The following is a 14,508-nucleotide window of genomic DNA, read 5'->3' as shown; positions in this document are numbered from 1 at the left end:
CTTACTCTTCGCCGTTAAAACCGGCGCGGTTCAGCAGGAACTGCGACAGCAGGGCGACGGGGCGGCCGGTTGCGCCTTTGGCTTTGCCGGAGCGCCATGCGGTACCGGCGATGTCGAGGTGCGCCCAGTTGTATTTCCGGGTAAAGCGCGACAGGAAGCAGCCCGCGGTGATCGCCCCGCCAGGACGCCCGCCGATGTTTGCCATGTCGGCAAAGTTCGACTCCAGCTGCTCGTAGTACTCGTCGCTTAGCGGCAGACGCCACGCGCGATCCCCCGCCTGCTCGGACGCGCCGATCAGCTCGTGGGCCAGCGGGTTGTGGTTCGACATCAGGCCGGTGATGTGGTGGCCGAGGGCAATGACGCACGCCCCGGTCAGGGTCGCGATGTCGATCACCAGCTCGGGATCGAAGCGCTCCACGTAGGTTAAGACGTCGCACAGCACCAGACGCCCTTCGGCATCGGTGTTCAGCACTTCCACGGTCTGGCCGGACATGGTGGTCAGGACGTCGCCCGGACGGAAGGCGCGGCCACCGGGCATGTTTTCACAGCCTGCCAGCACGCCCACCACGTTCAGCGGCAGCTTCAGCTCGGCGACCATGCGCATCACGCCGTACACCGCCGCCGCGCCGCACATGTCATACTTCATCTCATCCATGCCTTCGGCAGGCTTGATGGAGATGCCGCCGGAGTCAAAGGTCAGCCCTTTACCCACCAGCACAATCGGACGCGCTTCGGCATCGCTGCTGCCCTTGTACTCGATGACCGACATCAGGGATTCGTTCTGCGAGCCCTGGCCTACGGCCAGATAGGAGTGCATCCCCAGCTCGCGCATCTGCTGCTCGCCGATCACCCGGGTGGTGACGTTCTCGCTGTTGGAGTCCGCCAGCTGACGCGCCTGCGAGGCGAGGTAGCCTGCGTTACAGATATTCGGCGGCATGTTGCTGAGATCTTTTGCCGCTTTAATGCCGCAGGCGATCGCCAGGCCGTGCTGAATAGCACGCTCGCCGCTGGTCAGCTCGCGACGGGTCGGCACGTTGAAGACCATTTTACGCAGCGGACGACGCGGCTCGGATTTGTTGGTTTTCAGCTGATCGAAGCTGTAGAGGGTCTCTTTTGCTGTCTCAACGGCCTGACGCACTTTCCAGTAGGTGTTGCGCCCTTTAACGTGCAGTTCGGTCAGGAAGCAGACCGCCTCCATCGAGCCGGTATCATTCAGCGTATTTATCGTTTTCTGAATAACCTGCTTGTACTGGCGCTCGTCCAGCTCACGCTCTTTGCCGCAGCCAATCAGTAAAATGCGCTCTGAGAGGACGTTAGGAACGTGGTGCAGCAACAACGTCTGTCCCGGCTTGCCTTCTAGCTCTCCACGGCGCAGCAGCGCGCTGATGTAGCCGTCGCTGATCTTATCGAGCTGCTCGGCGATAGGGGAGAGCCGGCGCGGTTCAAACACGCCAACCACGATGCAGGCACTCCGCTGTTTCTCCGGGCTACCGCTTTTTACACTGAACTCCATGCACTACGCTCCTGAATCTTAAAGACAACAGCCGGGGCTACGGATAGAATTGCAAGCTTTCGTAACTCATGTCCGCTGTTGCGGTGACTTCGTGTTAATCTTAGTTCGACACGTCAGAACATATCCTGAAACGTGCATCCGCTAAGTTTCTTACATCTTAGCGATGCTTTCGACGACTCAAGAGAATAAATGACGTTTAAGCCATGAAACAAGCGATTTTCCTGCAAAAAGACGGGTTTTTACGGGCGTATTTATAGTGATAATCATAAGATATCTGGTTCGGGAGACGCTAAAAAGTCAACTTGCGATCCTATTCATCCTGCTGCTGATTTTCTTCTGTCAGAAGCTGGTGCGGATCCTCGGCGCAGCCGTTGACGGTGATATCCCGACAAATCTGGTGCTCTCCTTATTGGGGCTGGGCGTACCTGAAATGGCGCAGCTGATCCTGCCGCTTAGCCTGTTCCTCGGGCTGCTGATGACCTTTGGCAAGCTCTACACCGACAGTGAGATCACGGTGATGCACGCCTGCGGCCTGAGCAAGGCCGTGCTGGTGAAGGCCGCGATGGTGCTGGTGATCTTTACCGGCATTCTGGCCGCCGTTAACGTCATGTGGGCCGGGCCGTGGTCCTCGCGCCATCAGGATGAGGTGCTGGCGGAAGCCAAAGCCAACCCTGGCATGGCGGCGCTGGCGCAGGGGCAGTTCCAGCAGGCCACCGACGGTAACTCGGTGCTGTTTATCGAGAGCGTCAGCGGCAGCAACTTCCACGACGTCTTCCTCGCGCAGCTGCGACCTAAAGGCAACGCGCGTCCATCGGTCGTGGTAGCTGACTCCGGCCAGCTCTCGCAGCGCAAAGACGGTTCGCAGGTGGTCACCCTGACCAAGGGGACGCGCTTTGAAGGCACCGCTCTGCTGCGCGACTTCCGCATTACCGACTTCCAGGGCTACCAGGCGATTGTTGGCCATCAGGCGGTAGCGCTGGATCCGGACGATACCGAGCAGATGGACATGCGCACCCTGATGCACACCGACACGTCGCGGGCGAGCGCAGAGCTGCACTGGCGCTTAACCCTCATCTTCGCCGTGTTTGTCATGGCGCTGATGGTGGTGCCGCTCAGCGTGGTGAACCCGCGCCAGGGCCGCGTGCTGTCGATGCTGCCCGCGATGCTGCTCTACCTGGTCTTCTTCCTGGTGCAGACCTCGCTGAAGTCCAGCGGCGGCAAGGGCAAGCTCGATCCGATGATCTGGATGTGGGCAGTGAACCTGCTCTATCTGGCGCTGGCGGTTGCGCTGAACCTGTGGGACACGGTGCCGATGCGCCGCATACGCGCCCGTTTCGTGCGTAAAGGAGCGTTATAATGCAGGCTTTTGGCGTACTCGATCGCTATATCGGTAAAACTATCTTCACCACCATCATGATGACGCTGTTCATGCTGGTGTCGCTCTCCGGCATCATCAAGTTTGTCGATCAGCTCAAACGAGCCGGGCAGGGGAGCTACGATGCACTGGGCGCGGGGATGTATACCGTGCTCAGCATTCCAAAAGATATTCAGGTCTTCTTCCCGATGGCGGCCCTGCTGGGCGCGCTGCTGGGCCTGGGGATGCTGGCCCAGCGCAGCGAGCTGGTGGTCATGCAGGCCTCCGGCTTTACCCGTTTTCAGGTGGCGCTGTCGGTAATGAAGACGGCGATCCCGCTGGTGCTGCTAACCATGGCCATCGGTGAGTGGGTCGCTCCGCAGGGCGAGCAGATGGCGCGGACCTATCGTACTCAGGCCATCTATGGCGGCGCAATGCTCTCTACCCAGCAGGGACTGTGGGCCAAAGACGGCAATAATTTTGTCTATATCGAGCGGGTCACCGGCAACAACGAGCTGAACGGCGTGAGCATCTACAGCTTCAACGACCAGCGTCGCCTGCAGTCGGTGCGCTATGCTGCCTATGCGATCTTTGATGATAAAGAGAAGTTCTGGCGTATGTCGCAGGTGGACGAGTCTAATCTGCAGGATCCGAAGCAGATCACCGGCTCTCAGACCGTCACCGGTACCTGGAAAACCACGCTCACGCCGGACAAGCTTGGCGTGGTGGCTCTGGAGCCGGATGCGCTCTCCATCAGCGGCCTGCGTGATTACGTTACCTACCTGAAGTCAACCGGGCAGGACTCTGGCCGCTATCAGCTCAACATGTGGAGTAAGATCTTCCAGCCGCTGTCGGTGGCGGTGATGATGCTGATGGCCCTGTCGTTCATTTTTGGTCCGCTGCGCAGCGTGCCGATGGGCGTTCGCGTGGTCACCGGGATCAGCTTCGGCTTCGTCTTCTACGTGCTGGACCAGATCTTCGGCCCGCTGACGCTGGTATACGGCATTCCGCCCTTTATCGGCGCGCTGCTGCCGAGCGCCTTGTTCCTCGCTATCAGCGTATTGCTCATGATGCGCCGGGCGTAATCCCGCCCTCCCCGCTCTTTTTTAGGGCGGGGAAAATCCCGCTTTAATACTTTGCGCTTCGTCACACCGTCTATGCTTTCCTTACGATGAATTAACCGCTCGGGAAGCTATGTCTAAATTTTTCTTCAACGACCGCAAGCAGCTGGTCAATGATGCCATCGAAGGCTTAATTATCTCCGCACCGCACGCTAACCTGGTGCGTCTCGATATCGATCCCGCTATCCGCATCGTTGCGCGCGGCGACTGGGACAAGGGCCGCGTGGCGGTCATCTCCGGCGGTGGCTCCGGCCACGAGCCCGCTCACGCCGGCTTCGTCGGTAAAGGGATGCTCACCGCCGCCGTCTGCGGAGACGTGTTCGCCTCCCCCAGCGTCGACGCCGTGCTTAACGCCATCGTCGCCGTCACCGGCGATCGTGGCTGCCTGCTGATCGTCAAAAACTACACCGGGGACCGCCTCAACTTCGGCCTCGCGGCGGAGAAAGCCAAACGCCACGGCCTGAAGGTGGAGATGGTGATTGTCGCGGACGATATCGCCCTGCCCGATAACAAGCAGCCGCGCGGCATCGCCGGCACGGCGCTGGTGCATAAGATTGCGGGCTACGCCGCCGAGCAGGGTAAATCCCTCGGCGAGGTGCGGGCGATAGCCCAGCAGGCCAGCGACAGCGTCTGGAGCCTCGGGCTGGCGATGGAGACCTGCAACCTGCCGGGCAGCGGCGAAGAGGAGGAGAACCGTATCCAGCGCGGCAAGGTCGAGCTGGGCCTCGGCATCCACGGCGAGCCGGGGGCCAGCATCGTCGACACCCACAACAGTAAAACCCTCATCGACACCCTCGTCGAGCCGCTGAAGGCAAAAGCGGGTAACGACCGTGTGGCGGTGCTGATCAACAACCTTGGCGGCGTCTCGGCCCTGGAGATGGCCCTGCTCACCAAAGAGCTGGCGCACTCGGCGCTCAAGGATCAGATTGCTTACCTCATCGGCCCCGCGCCGCTGGTCAGCTCCCTGGATATGAAAGGCTTCTCGCTCTCGCTGCTGCGCCTCAACGATGAGTTCGAGCGCGCCCTCAACGCCGACGTTGAGACCGTCGGCTGGCAAAAAGCGGTGGCCTTTGCCCCGGTGCGCACGGTTAAGCACAATGCGATTAACACCGGCATTGAGACCCAGCCCTCTGACAACCCTGGCGTTCGCGCCATCGTTAACGCCGCCACCGAGACGCTGATTAGCCTGGAGAACCGGCTCAACGCGCTGGATGCTAAAGTAGGCGACGGCGATACCGGCTCGACCTTTGCCGAGGGCGCGCGGGATATCGCCCAGCAGCTTGAGCAAGGCAAGCTGCCGCTGGATAACAGCGCTCAGCTCTTCCAGCTCATTGGTGAGCGGCTGGCGACGGTGATGGGGGGCTCCAGCGGGGTGCTGATGTCGATATTCTTCACCGCTGCCGGGCAGGCGATTCACGACGGGGAGAGCATCGCCGATGCGCTGTTAAAAGGCCTCAAGCAGATGAAGCACTACGGTGGAGCGGATCTGGGTGACCGGACGCTGATCGATGCCCTACAGCCTGCGCTGGAGGCGTTGCAGAGCCAGGATCTCAGCGCTGCGGTCGCGGCGGCGAAAGAGGGGGCAGAGAGCACCGCGAAGATGCAGAAAGCGGGCGCGGGGCGCTCGTCATACGTGAACAGCGACAGCCTGACCGGCGTTACCGATCCGGGTGCGGTAGCGGTAGCCGAGGTCTTTGCTGCTCTAGTGAAGGCGTAACCTTTACTGCCCGGCGACCTGCGCCGCCGGGCGTTTACAACTTAAAAATCTGCCTTCAACACTACGCGATAACGGGCCTTGCCGTCACGAACGTGCTGCAGGGCCTCATTGATCTGCGACATTGGGAACAGCTCGGTCTGTGGCGCAACCTTGCTACGACCGGCGAAGCGCAGCAGCTTGCGCAGTTCGTACGGTGTGCCGGTTGCTGACCCGGAGATGCTGCGGTCGCCACCGATCAGGGTGAAGGCCGGAACCGGAAGCGGCTTCAGCACCGCGCCAACGGTGTGGAAGTTTCCGCCGTGAGCCAGTGCCTCGAAGTAGGGCTGCCAGTTCAGGTCGACGTTAACGGTGTTGATAATCAGATCGAACTGACCCGCCAGGGCTTTCAACGCCTCTGGATCGCGGCTGTTCACCACCTTATCTGCCCCGAACCCCAGCACTTCCTGCTCTTTCGCCGGGTTAGAGCTGAACGCCGTCACTTCGCAGCCCATGGCGTGCAGCAGTTTAATGGCGATATGGCCCAGACCGCCGATACCGATCACCCCGACGCGGCTGGTGGCGGTGATGTTGTGCATCAGCAGCGGTTTAAACACCGTAATGCCGCCGCAGAGCATTGGCCCGGCGGATTCAATATCGATGCTGTCCGGAAGCGGGATCACCCACTGCCAGTCGGCACGGATCTTTTCAGCAAAGCCGCCGCGGTTAAGGATGGTTGGCACCGCGCCTTCCAGACAGTTGATCTGGTTGCCGCTGATACAGGCATCGCAGTGGCCACAGCTGCGCGCCGTCCAGCCGATACCCACACGCTGGCCCACCTTCAGACCTTTGTCCTGCGCCGCGCTGCCCAGGGCTGCCACGCGACCAATCACCTCGTGCCCGGCGACCAGCGGATACTGGGACATGCCCCACTCGTTGTCGATCATCGACAGGTCAGAGTGGCAGATGCCGCAGTAGTCGACCTGGACCTCAACGTCCCCGGCCTGCAGTTCCCCGGCGTCGTATTCGTACAGCTCCAGTTCGCTCCCGGCTTCTTTGGCAGCATAGCTTTTAATTTTGCTCATTGTGGTTTCCTTTGGTTCAGCGTTGATTAGGAAGTGTAGAGCATGGGGTAGGGCGGCGCATCGGCGGAAGGTGCGGGATGGTAGTCTATTCAGACAGATGCTTACGCAACAGGGCGTTCAGCCAGACCTCGTCGCGATCGGGACGTTTGTCCTGCGTCGTCCACTGCTCGATGATGCTCACCTGCGGCACGGCGGCTACCACTGCCTCAAGCCCGGCCTCATTCAGATCGGTAAAGTGCCGCCCCTCTTTTTCCCGCTCGCCGACACCGTATTTAAACGACAGATACCAGACCCCGCCCGGCTTCAGGGCCCGGGCGAGACGCTGCATCGACTCGGGCAGCTCAGTCTGGGGAAGATGCAGCAGCGAGGCGCAGCACCAGATCCCGTCGTAGCGCTCTTTGGCCTCCAGCGCGTTAAATGTCATCTGCCTCACCGGCAGGCCGGTATAAGCCGCGGCAAGCTCTACCATCTCCGCCGAGGCGTCGAACGCCTCCACCTGATAGCCCAGCGCGCTGTACGCTTTAGCGTCGCGCCCGGAGCCACAGCCTGCGTCCAGCACCCGTCCACCGGGAACAACCCGGTTCAGGAAGGGCACGTAGAGGGAGGACATATCCACTCCCACCGTCGCGTCGAAAAACGTCTGCGCGTTGCGCAGGTAATAGGTCATCGTCATCTGAACATCACCTCTCCGGCGGCATCCGGCTGCCAGATACGCAACCGGCAGGCGAGGGCGGCATTCCAGGTATCGTTTAAGAACGTGCGGCGCACCGGCTCGCTCTTGCCGGTCTGATTAATGATCGCCTCATGCAGCGGCAGCCTGCTGTTAATAAAATACTCGTTGCGGGCATGGAGACGATACAGCAGATCGAGAGCGGGAACTTGCGCGAACTTGCCATTCTCGCCCCGGTTACAGGACTGGCAGGCCAGGACCAGGTTCCAGACGCCGTTGAGGTTCATCCCCGGCATCTGCCTCTGGGCCACCAGCGGGATAAAGTGATCCACATCAGCCAGCAGCGGATGCCCGGACTCCAGGCTTATCGGCGCGTTGCAGTAGAAGCAGTGCCCCTTCTGATAGCCGTTCAGGCTGTTGCGGCAGCTGGTGAGCGAGATGCGGTAGCTGTTGAGCTGGGTGAAGAGGGTTTCACTCCCGGCATCGTAATGCACGTCCAGCAGCTGCGGAGGCAGATCCATCTCCCAGGCTTTCTCCACCAGCCGCCAGCGGGCGTCGGTTTCATATACCAGGTTGTGGAACTGCTGGGTCTCCGTCAGGCGGTAGAACTCATCCGTCAGGCGAATGCCCTTGTGCTCCCGGCGTTCGTTGATGAAGAACTGCTTCTCCAGCGGCCCGCCGTTGACGTTGTGGAAAGCATCCAGCACCACCGAGAAGCCGTAGCGAACCGTCATTCGATGCAGCTCACCCTCATCTATCTCACCCAAATTGTATTGCAGGCAGGCGGTAATCAGCTTGCCGGGTTTCTTGTCATTAAGGATCTGCCGGGGGGCATGTTTCAGGTGCTCGCAGATATGCCTGCTGAAGGGCACGGCCAGGTCATCGAGCTTCACCAGGGAGTCGCTGCGATCGACATCGTACAGGGCATGGGCCAGGGCGAACTTGTAGGTGGCGAAGTTGTTGCCGAAGAGGATCACGCCGCGCCAGTAGTTCTCCAGCGTGGGATCGACCTGATAGAAGCGCATGCCTGCATCCTGATGTCTGTTGATGGGGTAACCCCAGCCAATAACAGAATCAAATAACAAACAGGGAGTAATGTAAACCTCGGATTGTGTTGCAGGTTTTTGCGAGCAAGGCCGAGAGGGGGATGTGGGCATGAACAACGGTGGTTTTTTATGCGGTTAGCGAGGAGGGTGGGAGGAGGTGCTTGCATGGCGATCCGCAACGGGTATAATGCATCCGCTATCTGTACATCCCCTTCAGTGCCGGAGTGGCGAAATCGGTAGACGCAGTTGATTCAAAATCAACCGTAGAAATACGTGCCGGTTCGAGTCCGGCCTTCGGCACCAAAAACGATTATGATAATCGGAAAATCTACAACAATCAGTACGTTGTACAATGAAGCGGGATGTTGACGGCAACTACAAAATGGCCGCATCTCCGGCTTTTTTTGTTTATAAAGCCTCGGGCCGGATCTTTTCACTCACTCTCTGTTTTGTCAATCTCTCTCCACGCAGCTCCACCGGGCTACGGCTGACGCCGCCGGAGATGCGGATCGTCAGGTTTTCATCCAGCCCGAACGCGCCCATATCAAAAGCATCGTGGTGCAGCGAACACAGCGCCAGACCGTTGTTTACCACACATGGCCCACCATAGGTTTTCCAGTGGATATGGGCTGCTTCAATACCAACCAGCGCACCATCCAGCCGTAGATCGTAACCGCAGAAAGCACATCGCGAATGGTAAGCCCGGAGAACGATATCTCTGAAGCGTGGATCGCGGTTCTTTGAACGGTCGATAAAATCCAGGCCCAGTTGGTTGGCGAGGATCCTCTGAATACTTTCGGGAAAGCGATCTATCAGGATCTGCTGGGGCAGTTGGTCAATTACTTCAGGGTGAGCTAGCAACTGCTGGTAAGCTGCTTCATCAAAGCCGCCTGTTACCTGGTTATCAATCAGCTCTTTTTTTGTCGGCTGAGTATTCCCTTTACGGGGTTTACAACCTTCCGCGTTGGTGATTTCCCAGAAACCATCAGTTCTGAGCCGCCAGAAGGGCATATTGGGATAGTCAGTACGACGCTTGGGGCCAAACTCTTTCAGCAGACGAGTGAGCGGTTCGTGGATCTCAAGGCCGTAGTTAAACAGGCGCGGGTGACCTGCTTTGTACTGCGACAACACATACAGCAGCAGCAACGGCTTATGCGGCGCGCATACATCACCCTGACGCCACACAGAGACGTTGGAGATGGCTGATTGCAGTGCTTCGAGAGATATCATGGGAATGAACCGGGTAACAGGCTGATGTTATTGCGATCATGCTCGCAAAAGCGGTGAAATTCAATTATTGCTCGTCACGTTCATGAGAGAGAAATCGATGCTTTAAGTCTGTAACTCTGAAAGGTAAACTGGGCCCATCCACAGGAGTTGTAAACCACGCATCGCTTAAAAGCCGATACGCAAAGCCGTGCGTACAAACGCAGGAAGGCATATGACTAGTCGTCCCCAGATGATAATCAACGTGTTACAGGCGAATCCCGGCCAGCAGTTTACTGCACGCCAACTGGCGCAGAAAATCATCGAGCACTACAGCGCAGAACTGGCTGAAAAACGTAAAAATCCACGTTTTGCCAGCGATGAGGCTTTTTTAAGCCAAATTACCGCTGAAGTTGGTGGCAGTCGGACTGTTAAAGCGAAAGCTATGTGTCCGCAGATGATGACGCGTGATAAGCCAAGACCACGATTGTTTTATTGGGGGGAGTCTGTGGTTGAACAGGCGGATGCTAATGTAGCCCCCGAACCAACGGTTGAAACTGTTAGCTTTACCGAGCATTCGTTGTATCCGATCCTGATTGATTATCTCTCTCAGGAAGAAGGGCTATTGTGCCGTCGTATTGACGAAAAGCGCTCAAGCAACAACAAAGGGTTGGGTGGCAACCATTGGCTTTATCCCGATATTGTCGCATTGGAGCCTCTTGATAAAGAGTGGGACGATGTGGTTCAAAACTGTGTTCGCCATAGTGAAGGGCGTTTGACACGGCTGTGGTCTTTTGAGGTGAAAAAACAGCTAAACCGTAGCAATGTGCGTGAATGTTTCTTCCAGGCGGTCAGCAATTCCAGTTGGGCGCATTTCGGCTATCTGGTGGCGACTGAAATTAACGAAGATAAACAACGTAGTGTGGAGCGTGAACTTCAGATGCTCTGTGCGTTGCACGGTATCGGTGTGATCCTCCTGGATCCACATGATTTCTCTAATAGCCAGACGTTGATCCCAGCGCGTGAACGTACCAGCGTGGACTGGCAGTCAGTGAACCGTCTGGTGGAAGAGAATCGGGATTTTAAAGATTTTATTGAGCTGGTGGGGGAGTACCACCAGACCGGAAAAATCCACAAGTCATTGTGGAACAAATAAATCATACATTTTCCCTGTAAGTTTTTTACAGGATGAGCATAAGCATTCAGGAATTATTCATGCAAAACAGTCAGCATCAGAATCTTGTTGGGTTTATCTGGAACATCGCAAACAAACTGCGCGGACCCTACCGCCCGCCGCAGTACCGGCGAGTCATGCTGCCTTTGATTGTATTACGTCGCTTCGATCTTGTTCTAGCGGAAAACAAGCAGAAAGTACTGGATGAGAAAAAGAGGCTGGAAGAGAAAGGTATTAACGGCCCTGCATTGTCCAAGGCGTTATCGCGCATTGCCACTGATGGCCGCAAGCAGGAGCTTTACAATACCAGCGGTTTTACTTTTGAGAAACTGATCGGTGATGCGCCTAATATTGCCGGTAACTTAATTGCCTATATCCAGGGTTTTTCGCCGCGCGCACGTGACATTTTCGACAAGTTCGAGTTTGAAGCCGAGATCGCAAAACTAGATGAAGCAAACCGGTTGTTTCTGGTTATGCAGGAATTCTGTTCATCACAAATAGATTTGTCCCCGAAGCGTATCAGTAATTTGCAGATGGGGTATTTGTTTGAGGAGCTTGTTCGCAAGTTTAACGAGCAGGCGAACGAAGAAGCAGGAGACCATTTCACGCCCCGCGAAGTAATCCGTCTGATGGTGCAGTTGATCTTTACCGGTGAGGATGGTATCTACGAAAAGGGTATCTACCGTAGTATTTACGATCCCACTGCGGGTACGGGCGGGATGCTTTCAGAATCTGAAAAGCATATCTGTGGTGACGGTGTTACCAAAGGGTTAAACCCAGATGCCAATATTGAATTGTTCGGTCAGGAATATAACCCCGAATCTTATGCAATCTGTTGCTCTGATTTGTTAATTAAAGATGAGCCTATCACTAACCTGATTTATGGCGACACATTGGGTGTAAAAGACGCCAAAAATAAAACTAATGGTTTTGTTCCCCATGATGGACATCGGAACAAGAAGTTTCATTATATGTTAGCTAATCCTCCTTTTGGTGTTGAGTGGAAGCCGGAAGAAGCGTTTGTGCGTGAGGAATTCGAAGATCTCGGCTTTTCCGGGCGTTTCGGAGCGGGCCTACCTCGTATCAATGATGGGTCATTGTTATTCCTTCAACACATGATCTCTAAGATGCACAATCCGCCGCAGTATAATGAACTGGGTGAAAATAACGGGGGTGATGGCTCTAAGATAGCCATCGTGTTTAACGGCTCACCTCTATTTACCGGCGATGCAGGCAGTGGTGAAAGCAATATTCGTCGTTGGATCATCGAGCAGGACATGTTAGATGCAGTCGTCGCTTTGCCTGATCAAATGTTTTATAACACTGGTATTTATACCTATGTTTGGATCGTGACGAATAAGAAGCCAGCACACCGTAAAGGCAAAGTTCAGCTCATTGATGGTACCCGACATTTCCGCAAAATGGATAAAAGTTTAGGTAATAAGCGCAACGAGCTTTCTGATGAACATATCAGAGAGTTAGTACGTTTGTATGCTGAACATGAACACGACGCGCTGAGCGATGTCATTGTTGATGGTAAAGTTGAGTCTCGAATTTGTAGCAAATTGTTTGATAACCAGGATTTTGGTTTTCTGAAAATTACCGTCGAGCGGCCGTTGCGTCTTAACTTCCAGGCCAGCGCTGAACGTATTGCTAGATTGGTTGATCAGAAAGCGTTCGCTAGTCTTGCCTCTAGTAAAAAGCGTAAAGATGAAGCACAGTACCTTGCAGAAATAGCTGAAGGTGAAAAAACACAGCTCGCTATTCAGAGCGTCTTACAAAGCATGGATGGAGATAGAGTATATCGTAATCGACCTGAGTTTGAGAAAGCGTTAAACAAGGCATTGAAAGCTGCCGATATTAAAGTTGCTGCGCCGGTTAAAAAGGCAATTATGGTTGCCTTATCCGAGCGTGATCCAGAAGCCGATGTCTGTCTGGATGCTAAAGGGGCTCCTGAACCCGATGCCGATTTACGCGACACCGAAATAGTATCTTTGCCAAAAGACATCGCTTTACCGCTACCTTTAGGCTATGACAACGAAACGGGTCTGAGTAAGTTGCTGGCTTTAGTGAAAACACATTGTGAAGATTACCTTAAAGCTGAAGTTTTACCGCATGTTGCTGACGCATGGGTTGATTATGATAAAACCAAAGTGGGCTATGAGATTCCGTTAACTCGTCATTTCTATGTTTATCAGCCACCTCGCCCATTGGATGAAATTGCTAGCGAAATCAGCGAACTTGAGAAAGATATTGTAGCGATGTTGAAGGAGGTTATTTGATGGCAATGGAACATTACAATAGCTACAAAGAATCTGGCTCACCATGGCTAGGGCAGATTCCTAGCCACTGGTCTGTCAAAAAATTGAAGTTTCTTGCAGTCGTCCAACCAAGTAATGTTGATAAGAAAACTATTGATGGCGAAGAACCTGTTTTACTATGTAATTACACAGATGTTTATAAAAATGAGTATATTGATAGCCGACTAGAATTCATGCCTGCTACAGCTACTTTAATGGAGAGAAGAAAATTTTCTACAGGTGTTGGAGATGTTATTGTCACAAAGGATTCAGAAGATCCTTCAGATATAGCAATTCCTGCATGTGTTTCTGAGAAAATTGATGGTCTCTTATGTGGGTACCATTTAACACATATAAAGCCAATAAGTTTAGATGGACGTTATTTGCTACGTTTATTTCAGTCGAAAGGTTTTAATGCCCAATTTATTGTATCGGCCAATGGAGTAACCCGCTTTGGGCTACCTCAAAGTGTTATATCGAATGCATATACATGTGTTCCACCTGTATCAGAACAGCAAAGAATTGCTGCATTTCTTGATTTCAAAACGACTCAGATAGATAGCTTGATTGCTAAGCAGGAATCTTTGCTTGAGAAACTTGCAGAAAAGAGAATGATTTTAATCAATCAAGCTGTAACGAAAGGAATAAACCCCGCTGTTACGCTAAAAAATTCTAATTGTGAATGGCTGGGAAGTATTCCATCTCACTGGACTTCAAAGAAAATAAAATATTTTGCAACTATTACTAGAGGACGGTTTTCACACCGACCAAGAAATGATCCCAGATTTTACAATGGTGAATATCCATTTATCCAGACTGGTGATGTGGCTAACGCTGATAAATTCATAACCAGCTATGTACAAACATTAAATGATGATGGTTTGAAAGTGAGTCGACTTTTCCCTTCTGGCACTCTTGTTATGACTATTGCTGCAAATATTGGCGATATGGCTATACTCGATTTTGATGCTTGTTTCCCAGATAGTATTGTAGGATTCATACCAAAAGAAGACATTAACTTAAATTATCTTTATTATTTATTTATTGCTATGAAACAACAGCTTCTTTCGACTGCGGTTTTAAATACGCAACTTAATTTAAACATTGAAAGGATTGGGGATCAAATAGGATCTTGCCCTCCGAAGGAAGAGCAGGATAAAATATCAGAATACTTGGATGATGTTGTGGCTAAAATAATTGAGCAGAGCTCGATGATCAAAACTATTATATTGAAACTACAAGAGTATCGAGCTGCAATTATAACAAATGCTGTTACAGGTAAAATAGATTTGCGAAATTTCAAAAGTTCACAATCTTTAAGTTTGACAGAAATTTAAGTCTATTAA

10 protein-coding genes, 1 tRNA gene and 1 pseudogene are annotated in these 14,508 nt (G+C 53.9%); 7 read left to right on the top strand and 5 right to left on the bottom strand.

The features are described from left to right. Nucleotide 1: 1 nt before the first annotated feature. Nucleotides 2-1,513: a leucyl aminopeptidase gene (pepA, locus tag NR795_RS14190; RefSeq protein ID WP_144816442.1), complete on the bottom strand. Its 1,512-nt coding sequence runs from the start codon at nt 1,511-1,513 to the stop codon at nt 2-4. Between the two features lie 256 nt (nt 1,514-1,769). Between pepA and lptF the strand changes: the two genes are divergently transcribed. The 3 genes from lptF to NR795_RS14175 all read left to right on the top strand — a co-directional run bounded on the left by lptF (nt 1,770) and on the right by NR795_RS14175 (nt 5,705). Then, a complete protein-coding gene (gene lptF / locus NR795_RS14185; RefSeq protein WP_257758564.1) occupies nt 1,770-2,870 on the top strand; it encodes an LPS export ABC transporter permease LptF in 1,101 nt (366 codons plus the stop codon). Further along, the gene (lptG, locus tag NR795_RS14180; RefSeq protein ID WP_257758563.1) at nt 2,870-3,952 is read left to right on the top strand and encodes an LPS export ABC transporter permease LptG; all 1,083 of its coding nucleotides are present in this window, start codon (nt 2,870-2,872) and stop codon (nt 3,950-3,952) included. The genes lptF and lptG overlap by 1 nt, the downstream gene beginning before the upstream one ends. A 109-nt stretch (nt 3,953-4,061) precedes the next feature. Further along, on the top strand, nt 4,062-5,705 hold the full coding sequence (locus tag NR795_RS14175; protein ID WP_257758562.1) for a dihydroxyacetone kinase subunit DhaK: 1,644 nt from the start codon (nt 4,062-4,064) through the stop codon (nt 5,703-5,705). A 41-nt stretch (nt 5,706-5,746) separates the two neighbouring features. Here NR795_RS14175 and NR795_RS14170 read toward each other — a convergent pair whose 3' ends face one another. The 3 genes from NR795_RS14170 to NR795_RS14160 all read right to left on the bottom strand — a co-directional run bounded on the left by NR795_RS14170 (nt 5,747) and on the right by NR795_RS14160 (nt 8,461). Continuing rightward, entirely contained in the window at nt 5,747-6,766 is a 1,020-nt protein-coding gene (locus NR795_RS14170) for an NAD(P)-dependent alcohol dehydrogenase (protein ID WP_257758561.1), read from the bottom strand. Nucleotides 6,767-6,851: 85 nt separating this feature from the next. Next, the gene (locus NR795_RS14165) at nt 6,852-7,439 is read right to left on the bottom strand and encodes a bifunctional 2-polyprenyl-6-hydroxyphenol methylase/3-demethylubiquinol 3-O-methyltransferase UbiG (RefSeq protein ID WP_257758560.1); all 588 of its coding nucleotides are present in this window, start codon (nt 7,437-7,439) and stop codon (nt 6,852-6,854) included. After that, on the bottom strand, nt 7,436-8,461 hold the full coding sequence (locus tag NR795_RS14160) for an HNH endonuclease domain-containing protein (RefSeq protein WP_257758559.1): 1,026 nt from the start codon (nt 8,459-8,461) through the stop codon (nt 7,436-7,438). Before NR795_RS14160 ends, NR795_RS14165 begins: the two co-directional genes overlap by 4 nt. A gap of 239 nt (nt 8,462-8,700) precedes the next feature. Here NR795_RS14160 and NR795_RS14155 point away from each other — a divergent pair. Continuing rightward, nucleotides 8,701-8,785: transfer RNA gene (locus NR795_RS14155), tRNA-Leu, on the top strand. Between the two features lie 171 nt (nt 8,786-8,956). Here the strand turns inward: NR795_RS14155 and NR795_RS14150 are convergent. After that, nucleotides 8,957-9,712: pseudogene (locus NR795_RS14150) on the bottom strand (phosphorothioated DNA-binding restriction endonuclease); the annotation flags it as partial. A gap of 211 nt (nt 9,713-9,923) precedes the next feature. Here NR795_RS14150 and NR795_RS14145 point away from each other — a divergent pair. From NR795_RS14145 to NR795_RS14135, 3 genes are read left to right on the top strand one after another with little or no spacing between them, the layout of a single operon-like run. After that, the gene (locus NR795_RS14145) at nt 9,924-10,844 is read left to right on the top strand and encodes a COG2958 family protein (RefSeq protein WP_257758558.1); all 921 of its coding nucleotides are present in this window, start codon (nt 9,924-9,926) and stop codon (nt 10,842-10,844) included. 59 nt (nt 10,845-10,903) lie between these two features. Continuing rightward, nucleotides 10,904-13,144: a class I SAM-dependent DNA methyltransferase gene (locus tag NR795_RS14140; protein ID WP_144816426.1), complete on the top strand. Its 2,241-nt coding sequence runs from the start codon at nt 10,904-10,906 to the stop codon at nt 13,142-13,144. Beyond that, entirely contained in the window at nt 13,144-14,499 is a 1,356-nt protein-coding gene (locus NR795_RS14135; RefSeq protein ID WP_144816420.1) for a restriction endonuclease subunit S, read from the top strand. Before NR795_RS14140 ends, NR795_RS14135 begins: the two co-directional genes overlap by 1 nt. Nucleotides 14,500-14,508: the final 9 nt, after the last annotated feature.

It is taken from the genome of Pseudescherichia sp. L3 (genome assembly GCF_024656065.1).
GTDB lineage: Bacteria > Pseudomonadota > Gammaproteobacteria > Enterobacterales > Enterobacteriaceae > Pseudescherichia.
The sequence above is the reverse complement of the archived record's forward strand: the minus strand, read 5'-3'. Positions and strand labels throughout refer to the sequence as shown.

Excerpts from the sequence above, each read along its gene's own strand:
- pepA (WP_144816442.1), bottom strand. The coding sequence starts at position 1,513 with ATGGAGTTCAGTGTAAAAAGCGGTAGCCCGGAGAAACAGCGGAGTGCC.
- lptG (WP_257758563.1), top strand. The coding sequence starts at position 2,870 with ATGCAGGCTTTTGGCGTACTCGATCGCTATATCGGTAAAACTATCTTC.
- NR795_RS14175 (WP_257758562.1), top strand. The coding sequence starts at position 4,062 with ATGTCTAAATTTTTCTTCAACGACCGCAAGCAGCTGGTCAATGATGCC.
- NR795_RS14170 (WP_257758561.1), bottom strand. The coding sequence starts at position 6,766 with ATGAGCAAAATTAAAAGCTATGCTGCCAAAGAAGCCGGGAGCGAACTG.
- NR795_RS14165 (WP_257758560.1), bottom strand. The coding sequence starts at position 7,439 with ATGACGATGACCTATTACCTGCGCAACGCGCAGACGTTTTTCGACGCG.
- NR795_RS14160 (WP_257758559.1), bottom strand. The coding sequence starts at position 8,461 with ATGCGCTTCTATCAGGTCGATCCCACGCTGGAGAACTACTGGCGCGGC.
- NR795_RS14145 (WP_257758558.1), top strand. The coding sequence starts at position 9,924 with ATGACTAGTCGTCCCCAGATGATAATCAACGTGTTACAGGCGAATCCC.
- NR795_RS14140 (WP_144816426.1), top strand. The coding sequence starts at position 10,904 with ATGCAAAACAGTCAGCATCAGAATCTTGTTGGGTTTATCTGGAACATC.
- NR795_RS14135 (WP_144816420.1), top strand. The coding sequence starts at position 13,144 with ATGGCAATGGAACATTACAATAGCTACAAAGAATCTGGCTCACCATGG.